This is a genomic window from Micromonospora sp. NPDC003197 (genome assembly GCF_053590565.1).
Genome location: NZ_JBSFTE010000035.1, coordinates 65536 through 74585 on the forward strand (window position 1 = coordinate 65536; position 9050 = coordinate 74585).

Genomic DNA, 9050 nt, shown 5'->3' on the forward strand with positions numbered 1-9050 from the left:
GCTGGTACACCTCGACCTGTCCACTCCGCATCGGCCGCCCCTTGTCGATCACCCATAACCAGACGCCCGCCAACTCGTTACCCGGCAAAGGTTGGCCGTCCGAGGCGGCTTCGGAGGTGACGATGACGGCAGCGGTGTTCGGGCACGGTGGGCCGTGGACCGACGAGGAGTACCTAGCGCTCGGTGAGACTCCCGACCGGGTGGAACTCTTCGACGGCAGCCTGTACGTAACCCCTGCCCCCGCTCTCCGCCATCAACACATCTCCGGTTCGCTGGCCGCTTCGCTCAATCACGGCGCGGACGCCGCCGGGCTACACGTGCTGGTGGCGGTCAACGTACGGCTACGGGCCGGGCGGATGCCGATCCCGGACCTGGTCGTCACCGACGACATCGACTTCGACGAGCTGGTCATCGACGCGAGCGACGTCAGGCTGGTCTGTGAGATCCTCTCGCCGAGCAACGCGGCGGCGGACAAGGTGCTGAAGATGCACTACTACGCGGTCGCCGGCATCCCCTGGTATCTCCTGGTCGAGCAGGACACCGGCACGCTGCACCGCTACCGCCTCGACGGTCAGCACTACATCGAGGAGTCGGTCACCACACCCGGCCAGACGCTGCACCTCACCGACCCGGTGAACGCCGAGATCGCCCCGAGCGAGTTACTACCCCGCTGACCCAAGCGAGTTACCACCTCACCACTGACGTGTGCCGATATCCCTGCGCCGCCGACCGGTCTTCGCCCCATCACCTCGTCGTGTTGATCAAGAGATTTACGTCAGCTGGACTGATGGAAGCCGACGTAAATCTCTTGATCAACACGATAGGGCGCGGGGTGGGTTGGGGTTCTCACATAGGGTCAGGGCATGACCCACTTCGATGTGGCCACCGCTGCCGTGCGCGCCGCGCTCGACGCGGGAGCCCGATACGCGGACGCCCGGATGATGCACCGCCGATACGAGTCGATGACCGCCCGCAACGGCGAGATCGAGGCACTCTCCCAGGACGAGGACGCCGGCATCGGCGTACGGGCACTGGTCGGGTCGAGTTGGGGCTTCTACGCCGTACCCGACATCTCGGAGCGGGCCGCCCACGCGGCCGGCAGCCACGCGGCGAAGATCGCCGCCGCGAGCGCCCGGGTTCCCGGTCCGGACACCGGCCTGTTGCCGGTCCCGGCGATCGCCGGTAGTTGGGCGTCCCCGTGCCTGGTCGATCCGCTGGCGGTGCCCCTGTCCGACAAGGGTGACCTGCTGGTCAAGGCCACCCGGACGATGGTCGAGCACGGTGCCGACCTCGCCGAGGGGCTCTACCAGATCTGGGACACCCGCAAGTGGTTCGTCTCCAGCGAGGGACACCAGATCGACCAGCACATCCGGGAGTGCGGGGCAGGCATTTCGGCCACGGTGATCGGCGATGGCGAGACCCAACGCCGGTCCTATCCGAGCTACCGCGGTCAGTACGGCACCAGAGGCTGGGAACTGGTCGACTCCCTCGACCTGTCGGCGCACGCCGCCCGGATCGCCGAGGAGGCGCGGGCGCTGCTCACCGCACCGCCCTGCCCAGCTGGCGAGACCACGCTCATCCTCGGCAGCGAGCAGATGGCGTTGCAGATCCACGAGTCGGTGGGGCACGCGATCGAACTGGACCGCATCCTGGGCTGGGAGGCCGCCTACGCCGGCACCTCCTGGCTGGACCTGGCCCAACTCGGCGACCTTCGCTACGGCTCCGAGCTGATGAACGTGACCATCGATCCGACGATCCCGGGCGCGCTGGGCAGTTTCGGTTTCGACGACGAGGGCACCCCGGCCGGGAAGCGCGACGCGGTCCGCGAGGGCCGCTGGGTGGGCGTACTGGCTGGCCGGGACTCGGCCGCCGTCGCCGGCCTGGACTACGCCGGCAGCGTACGCGCCGACGGCTGGGCGCGGCTGCCGATGGTACGGATGACCAACGTCGGTCTGGAGCCGGGACCGCACACGCTGGACGAGATGATCGCGGCCACCGACGACGGGGTGCTGATGGACCTGAACCGGTCCTGGTCGATCGATGACAAGCGGCTCAACTTCCAGTTCGGCTGCGAGATCGGCTGGGAGATCAAGAACGGGCGGCGAGGGCGGATGCTGCGCAACCCGACCTACACCGGGATCGGGCCGCTCTTCTGGCGCTCGATGGACATGCTCTCCTCGGAAACCGTCGCCTGGGGTACGCCCAACTGCGGCAAGGGACAGCCCGGCCAGATCGGCCACACCGGACACCCGGCCGCACCGGCCCGGTTCCAGGCAGTGCGAGTGGGGGTGACGGGGTGAGCACCGAACTGGACATCGCCGCGCAGGTGATCGAGTTGGTCCGTCGGCTCGGCGGCCCGGCCCCGCAGGCGGAGGCCGCCGCCACCCGTAGCGAGTTGGCCCTGACCCGGTTCGCCAACTCGTACATTCACCAGAACGTCACCGACGCGACGACCCGGGTACGGCTCCGGTTGCACCTGGACGGTCGTACGGCGGCTGGCTCGACCACGCTGACCAGTGACGACGGGCTGCGGGGCCTGGTCGAGCGGACGCTCGCCGCCACCCGGCTCGCCCCACCGGACCCAACCTGGCCGGGGCTGGCCCCGCCCGCGCCGCTGGCCGGGGACGGTGACTGGGACGAGGCCACCGCGCACGCGTCACCGGACGATAGGGCCGAGCGGGTCCGGGCCTTCGTCGACGCGGCCGACGGGCTGGTGACCGCTGGCTACTGCCGTACGGTGGACCGCAGCGGCGCGTTTACCAACAGCGCCGGGCAGTCCGCCGCTGGCCGGGCCGCCGACGCGGCGATGGATGGGATCGCCCGTGCCGACGGTGTCGACGGGTCCTCGCGGCTCGCCATGTCCCGACTGGCTCATCTGGATGGCGGGCTGCTCGGTCGACGGGCGGCGGCCAAGGCCCGAGCCGCCGCTGATCCGGTCGAACTGCCCCCCGGCCGGTACGAGGTGGTGCTGGAGCCGACCGCCGTCGCGGACCTGCTGTACAACCTCGCCTGGCACGGCTTCAACGGGAAGCTGCACAACGAGCGACAGTCCTTTGCCGAGCTGGGAGCTACCCAGTTCGATCCCGCGATCACCCTGGTCGACGACGCGCTCGGCGGCCCGAGCCTGCCGTACGACGCCGAGGGCACCCCGAACCGACGGCTCACCCTGGTCGACCGGGGGGTCACCCGGGCGGTCACCCACGACCGCCGTACCGCCGCCGAGGCTGGAACCGAGTCGACCGGACACGCTGCGTCCGGCCATGCCTGGGGTCCGATGCCGGCCAACCTGATGCTGGCACCCGCCGCCGAGGATGTCGCCGGGCCGCCGAAGGACGCGCCGGGCCTGACGGATGACGTGTCCGGGCCGACGGATGACGTTCCCGGCCCGGCGGTGGATGCCGACACCGCCGCGCTGGTGGCCGGTGTCCGCCGGGGTCTGCTGGTCACCGATCTCTGGTACACCCGGGTGCTCGATCCAAAGAGTCTGGTGGTCACCGGTCTGACCCGCAACGGGGTGTGGTTGGTCGAGGATGGCGAAATCGTCTCCGCGGTACGGGACTTCCGCTTCACCCAGTCCTATCCGCAGGCGCTCGCCCCCGGGGCCGTACTCGGCCTCGGCCGACACGCGGTACGGCAGCCGGACAGTTGGGACCGCACCTGGTGGGTCGCACCAGCAGTGCGGCTGGCCGCCTGGAACTTCACCGGCGGCGCCTCCGGTTGATCGACAAGATCCACTCCCATTTTGCGGTCACTTCCCAGCTAAAAGGATCTTCCCCCTGGTCAGTGACGCGACACATCAGTGAAGTTATACACATCTACTCATCGAACTGGTAACGGGTCTTTCGGAACCGGGTGACACACGCGAGACTGCGTTGCGCGCAGGGTCATCGGTGCGCGGCGTAACGTGTGCATCGACGCGGACGCAGGTGGTGCGACTGCGGGCCTCTTGCTGCCCCCGCGCGCTCGGCCGGAACATCACCCGTGCCCGTCAGGCAGACAGGGCCCCGTCAGGAAGACGACAAGGGAATGACATCGACGGCAACGAGGCCGGGCGGCGGGCGCGGACGCGCCGCCATCGCGGCGAAGACGTTGCGTACCGACCGCTGGTGGTTCCCCTCACTGATCACAGTGGTGGGGCTCGGCGCCTGGGTCACGTACGCCACGGTCCGCGTTTTCATGCACGACTTCTATTGGGTCGAGGAGTACAGCTACCTGACCCCGTTCTATTCCCCCTGCGTGACCGACCGTTGCCTGCCCGAGGCCGCGCACTTCGGCCGGATCCTGCCCGGCTGGTGGATCATCCCGGACGCCGCCCTGACCCTGCCGTTCCTGCTGCTGTTCCGGATGACCTGCTACTACTACCGCAAGGCCTACTACCGGTCGTTCTGGCTCTCCCCGCCGGCCTGCGCGGTCCCGGACGGGCACAAGACCTACTCCGGCGAGACCCGGTTCCCGCTGATCTTCCAGAACGCACACCGCTACGCGTTCTACGCGGCCGTCGTCATCTCGGTGATCAACACCTGGGACGCCGTCCTCGCCTTCAACACCCCGGACGGCTTCGGCTTCGGGCTCGGCAACGTGATCCTGCTGGTCAACGTGGTCATGCTCTGGGCGTACACAGTGTCCTGTCACTCCTGCCGGCACGTTACCGGCGGGCGACTCAAGCACTTCTCCAAGCACCCGGTGCGCTACCGCATCTGGACGTTCGTCTCCAAGCTCAACGCGCGGCACATGCAGCTGGCGTGGATCACGCTGGGCACCCTGGCGCTCACCGACTTCTACATCATGGCGCTGGCCGCTGACTGGTTCGGCGACCTGCGGTTCATCAATTAAGGGCCCCTGACATGACTACGCGAATCGAACGACACCACTACGACGTCGTCGTGATCGGGGCCGGCGGCGCCGGCCTGCGGGCGGCGATCGAGGCCCGGCTGGCCGGCAAGAAGACAGCGATCATCTCGAAGTCCCTCTTCGGCAAGGCCCACACCGTGATGGCCGAGGGTGGCGCAGCAGCCGCCATGGGCAACGTCAACAGCCGGGACAACTGGCAGGTCCACTTCCGGGACACGATGCGGGGCGGGAAGTTCCTCAACAACTTCCGGATGGCCGAACTGCACGCCAAGGAGTCGCCGCAGCGGATCTGGGAGCTGGAGACGTACGGTGCTCTCTTCGACCGCACCAAGGACGGGAAGATCTCGCAGCGCAACTTCGGTGGCCACGAGTACCCGCGCCTGGCGCACGTCGGCGACCGTACCGGCCTGGAGTTGATCCGTACCCTCCAGCAGAAGATCGTCTCGCTCCAGCAGGAGGACAAGCAGGAGCACGGCGACCACGAGGCGCGGATCAAGGTCTTCGCCGAGACCACCATCACCGAACTGCTGCTCGACGGCGACAAGATCGCCGGAGCCTTCGGCTACTACCGGGAGTCCGGCGAGTTCGTCCTCTTCGAGGCCCCGGCCGTGGTGCTGGCCACCGGCGGCGTCGGCAAGTCCTACAAGGTCACCTCGAACTCCTGGGAGTACACCGGGGACGGGCACGCCCTGGCCCTGCGGGCCGGCGCGACGCTGATCAACATGGAGTTCCTCCAGTTCCACCCCACCGGCATGGTCTGGCCGCCCTCGGTCAAGGGCATCCTGGTCACCGAGTCGGTCCGGGGTGACGGTGGCGTCCTCAAGAACTCCGAGGGCAAGCGGTTCATGTTCGACTACGTCCCCGACGTCTTCCGCAAGCAGTACGCGGAGACCGAGGAGGAGGCGGACCGCTGGTACACCGACCCGGACAACAACCGGCGTCCGCCGGAGCTGCTGCCCCGCGACGAGGTCGCCCGCGCGATCAACAGCGAGGTCAAGGCCGGCCGGGGTACGCCCGCTGGCGGCGTCTACCTGGACATCGCCAGCCGACTGCCGGCCGAGGAGGTACGCCGCCGCCTGCCCTCGATGTACCACCAGTTCAAGGAGCTGGCGGACGTCGACATCACCAAGCAGCCGATGGAGGTCGGGCCGACCTGCCACTACGTGATGGGCGGCGTCGAGGTCGACCCGGACACGGCTGCGGCGGCCGGCCACGTACACGGCCTCTTCGCGGCGGGGGAGGTGTCGGGCGGGATGCACGGCTCCAACCGGCTGGGCGGCAACTCCCTCTCCGACCTGCTGGTCTTCGGCAAGCGGGCGGGGCAGTACGCCGCCGCCCACGTGGACGAGACGACTGTCCGGCCGAAGGTGCACGTCTCCGATGTCGAGGCGGCGGTGGACCAGGCGTTGGCTCCGCTGAACCGGGAGACCGGGGACAACCCGTACACCTTGCAGCAGGACCTCCAGGCGGTGATGGGCGACCTGGTCGGCATCATCCGCCGCAAGGGTGAGTTGGAGGACGCGTTGACCCGGCTGGCGGCCCTGCGGCAGCGGGTGGCCCGGGTGAGCGCGTCCGGCGGGCGACGCTACAACCCCGGCTGGCACCTCGCCCTCGACCTGCGCAACATGCTGGTCGTCTCCGAGTGCACCGCGCGGGCGGCCCTGGAGCGGGAGGAGTCGCGCGGCGGTCACACCCGCGAGGACTTCCCGAAGATGGCACCGAAGTGGCGCATGGTCAACCTGGTGTGCTCGCTCGACGGCGACAAGGTACGGCTGGAGCACCAGCCGCTGCCGAAGATGCGCGGCGAGTTGATCTCCCTGTTCGACCGTACCGAGCTGGCCAAGTACCTGACCGACGAGGAGCTCGCCGACTTCGACGCCCTCGCTGCGGACGCTGACGCGAAGGAGGCGGGCAAGTAATGGGCGGCAAGCGCCAATTCCGGGTCTGGCGGGGCGACGAGCAGGGCGGCCAGCTGGAGAACTACCAGGTCGAGGTCAACGAGGGCGAGGTGGTCCTGGACGTCATCCACCGGTTGCAGGCCACCGAGGCACCCGACCTGGCCTGCCGCTGGAACTGCAAGGCCGGCAAGTGCGGCTCCTGCTCAATGGAGATCAACGGCATGCCCCGGCTGGGCTGCATGACCCGGATGTCGACCTTCGAGGAGACCGAGACGGTCACGATCACCCCGCTGCGGACCTTTCCGATCATCCGGGACCTGGTCACCGACGTCTCGTTCAACTACGAGAAGGCCCGGGAGACTCCGGCGTTCGCGCCGCCGGCCGACGTAGCCCCGGGCGACTACCGAATGCAACAGGTCGACGTCGAACGGTCACAGGAATTCCGAAAGTGCATCGAATGCTTCCTGTGTCAGAACACCTGTCACGTAGTGCGGGACCACGAAGAGAACAAGAACGCCTTTTCCGGACCGCGCTACTTCATTCGCGCCGCCGAACTGGACATGCACCCCATGGACACTAAGAGCGACCGCAAGGAGTACGCACAGGCAGCTCAGGGGCTGGGTTACTGCAACATCACCAAATGCTGCACCGAGGTTTGCCCCGAGCACATCAAAATCACAGACAACGCGATCATCCCGATGAAGGAACGCGTGGTCGATCGCAGGTACGATCCAATTGTGTGGCTAGGTAGCAAGATTTTCCGACGCGGACAAGACAACGCCAGCGGCTCCGGCAAGCGCCGGGATGAGACCGTGAGCGCAACGCACTCGCACGCGGGTGCCTCTCACGACTCACATGCGGAGGCGGAGGCGGAGCGTGGGGTCAACTGGCACCGACAGGTGCCCCAGCCCCAGACTCCCGCAGTCGACTCCCGGGGCCGGCTGGCGATCAGCGAGTTCACCGGCGACCGGGCAGCCGCGCCGTCACCTTTCGGCGACGACGTGAAGTTCCCGCTGCCGGTCGACACCCTGAACTACGCCCATCCGGACCAGCAGCAACCGCCCGCACGACAGGACTGACCGTTCTCGGACGGAAGGACTGACCGTTCTCGGACGGACGGGCCGCAGGCATTAGCCGGCGGCCCGTCCCCGTTCCTGGATTTCGTCTCGCGACCCACTTTTGATCATGAGAACTACGCCTACCCACCGGACTGCGGAGCTGGCCGATCAGGCTGCAGAGCCAGCTGATCAGCGCCCGGAACGGGAGCTAGCTGATCAGCGCCCAGAGCGGGAGCTAGCTGATCAGTGGGCGGAGCGCCGCCACGATCGGGACATCCGCCGGCAGCCAGGGCACGTCCGCCAACTCGTCGACCGTCAGCCAGCGCAGCTCGGCATGCTCCAGGGGTCGGGGTTCCCCGTACACCAACTGGGCCGTATAGACCTTGAGCACCGCCCGCCCCTGGCCTACCGGCACCGCCGGCCCCACCCGGTCGCCGACCTCGACTCGGACTCCCAGTTCCTCGACGCACTCCCGGACCAGTGCCGCGCGCTCGGACTCTCCGGGTTCCACCTTGCCGCCGGGAAACTCCCACTTTCCGGCTATTTCGGGGGGATTCGCCCGCGCGGCCGCCAGCACTCGTCGACCCTCAATGATGGCCGCGCCAACGATCACCCGGGGCTCTGGCCCACCCGCACTCGCCCGTTCGGTCCGCACAGGCGTCAAGAGTGCCAGAGAGTTGACCGTTCAGGCAGGCCAGGGTCGACCCCTCGGGCAGCAAGACCCGGAAGTGTGGGCGTGGACATGCCGGCCAGGCACCGACAGACTAAGGGGCATCGGCCAAGACACGGGATAGCGACAATTTGGCTACAAGCCGGCAACGACGCCTGGGAGGTGCGGTAATGCGCGCGCTCTGGAGCAGCCGGGCAAAGAACGACTATCTCAGCGATGCGCTTGCCCTCCTTGCGGGCTGGACCCGCGAGGGCCAGCAGATCGAGCGCACCCTCCACCTCAACGACAGCCAGCACGCCGAGCTGACCGAACGAATCAAGGTCGCCGCGGACGCACTACACCTGCGCCCGGAGATCCGACGGGTGGACGGCCACACGCAAATCCGGGTGGGCACCAACGACGGCGACGACATCACGGTTGGCGAGGTCACCCTCGCCGCCCGGATCGAGGACGCCTACCGAACGGTGACCAGCAAAGACTAGACGAGTAGTTCCGAAACCTGGTCAGTGGTCGTAAGCGATCAGTGATCGGGTGACGGGTGCTCCGGTCTTGTTGTTGTGCCAGATCCCGGCG

The 9050-nt window shown here is 67.9% G+C and carries 7 protein-coding genes and 2 pseudogenes; 8 read left to right on the forward strand and 1 reads right to left on the reverse strand.

The window, feature by feature from the left end:
- Positions 1–122: 122 nt before the first annotated feature.
- The 7 genes and pseudogenes from ACWDV4_RS27830 to ACWDV4_RS27860 form a co-directional block, all read left to right on the forward strand.
- Positions 123–674 (forward strand): Uma2 family endonuclease, encoded by a 552-nt coding sequence (locus tag ACWDV4_RS27830; RefSeq protein ID WP_449984610.1) that lies wholly within the window; start codon positions 123–125, stop codon positions 672–674.
- Positions 675–863: 189 nt separating this feature from the next.
- The gene (locus tag ACWDV4_RS27835; protein ID WP_449984612.1) at positions 864–2300 is read left to right on the forward strand and encodes a TldD/PmbA family protein; all 1437 of its coding nucleotides are present in this window, start codon (positions 864–866) and stop codon (positions 2298–2300) included.
- A complete protein-coding gene (locus tag ACWDV4_RS27840) occupies positions 2297–3721 on the forward strand; it encodes a TldD/PmbA family protein (RefSeq protein WP_449984615.1) in 1425 nt (474 codons plus the stop codon). The genes ACWDV4_RS27835 and ACWDV4_RS27840 overlap by 4 nt, the downstream gene beginning before the upstream one ends.
- A 305-nt stretch (positions 3722–4026) precedes the next feature.
- Positions 4027–4833: a hypothetical protein gene (locus ACWDV4_RS27845; RefSeq protein ID WP_449984618.1), complete on the forward strand. Its 807-nt coding sequence runs from the start codon at positions 4027–4029 to the stop codon at positions 4831–4833.
- 11 nt (positions 4834–4844) lie between these two features.
- Positions 4845–6770, forward strand: coding sequence for a fumarate reductase/succinate dehydrogenase flavoprotein subunit (locus ACWDV4_RS27850; RefSeq protein WP_449984619.1), 1926 nt, complete (start codon positions 4845–4847; stop codon positions 6768–6770).
- Positions 6770–7522: pseudogene (locus ACWDV4_RS27855) on the forward strand (succinate dehydrogenase/fumarate reductase iron-sulfur subunit); the annotation flags it as partial. The gene ACWDV4_RS27850 and the pseudogene ACWDV4_RS27855, both read left to right, overlap by 1 nt.
- Positions 7523–7567: 45 nt before the next feature.
- Positions 7568–7828, forward strand: a pseudogene (locus tag ACWDV4_RS27860) (succinate dehydrogenase/fumarate reductase iron-sulfur subunit); the annotation flags it as partial.
- 214 nt (positions 7829–8042) lie between these two features.
- Here the strand turns inward: ACWDV4_RS27860 and ACWDV4_RS27865 are convergent.
- Entirely contained in the window at positions 8043–8462 is a 420-nt protein-coding gene (locus tag ACWDV4_RS27865) for a (deoxy)nucleoside triphosphate pyrophosphohydrolase (protein WP_449984621.1), read from the reverse strand.
- Between the two features lie 185 nt (positions 8463–8647).
- Between ACWDV4_RS27865 and ACWDV4_RS27870 the strand changes: the two genes are divergently transcribed.
- Complete coding sequence (locus tag ACWDV4_RS27870) at positions 8648–8959, forward strand: 4a-hydroxytetrahydrobiopterin dehydratase (RefSeq protein ID WP_449984623.1); 312 nt, start codon at positions 8648–8650, stop codon at positions 8957–8959.
- Positions 8960–9050 lie beyond the last annotated feature (91 nt).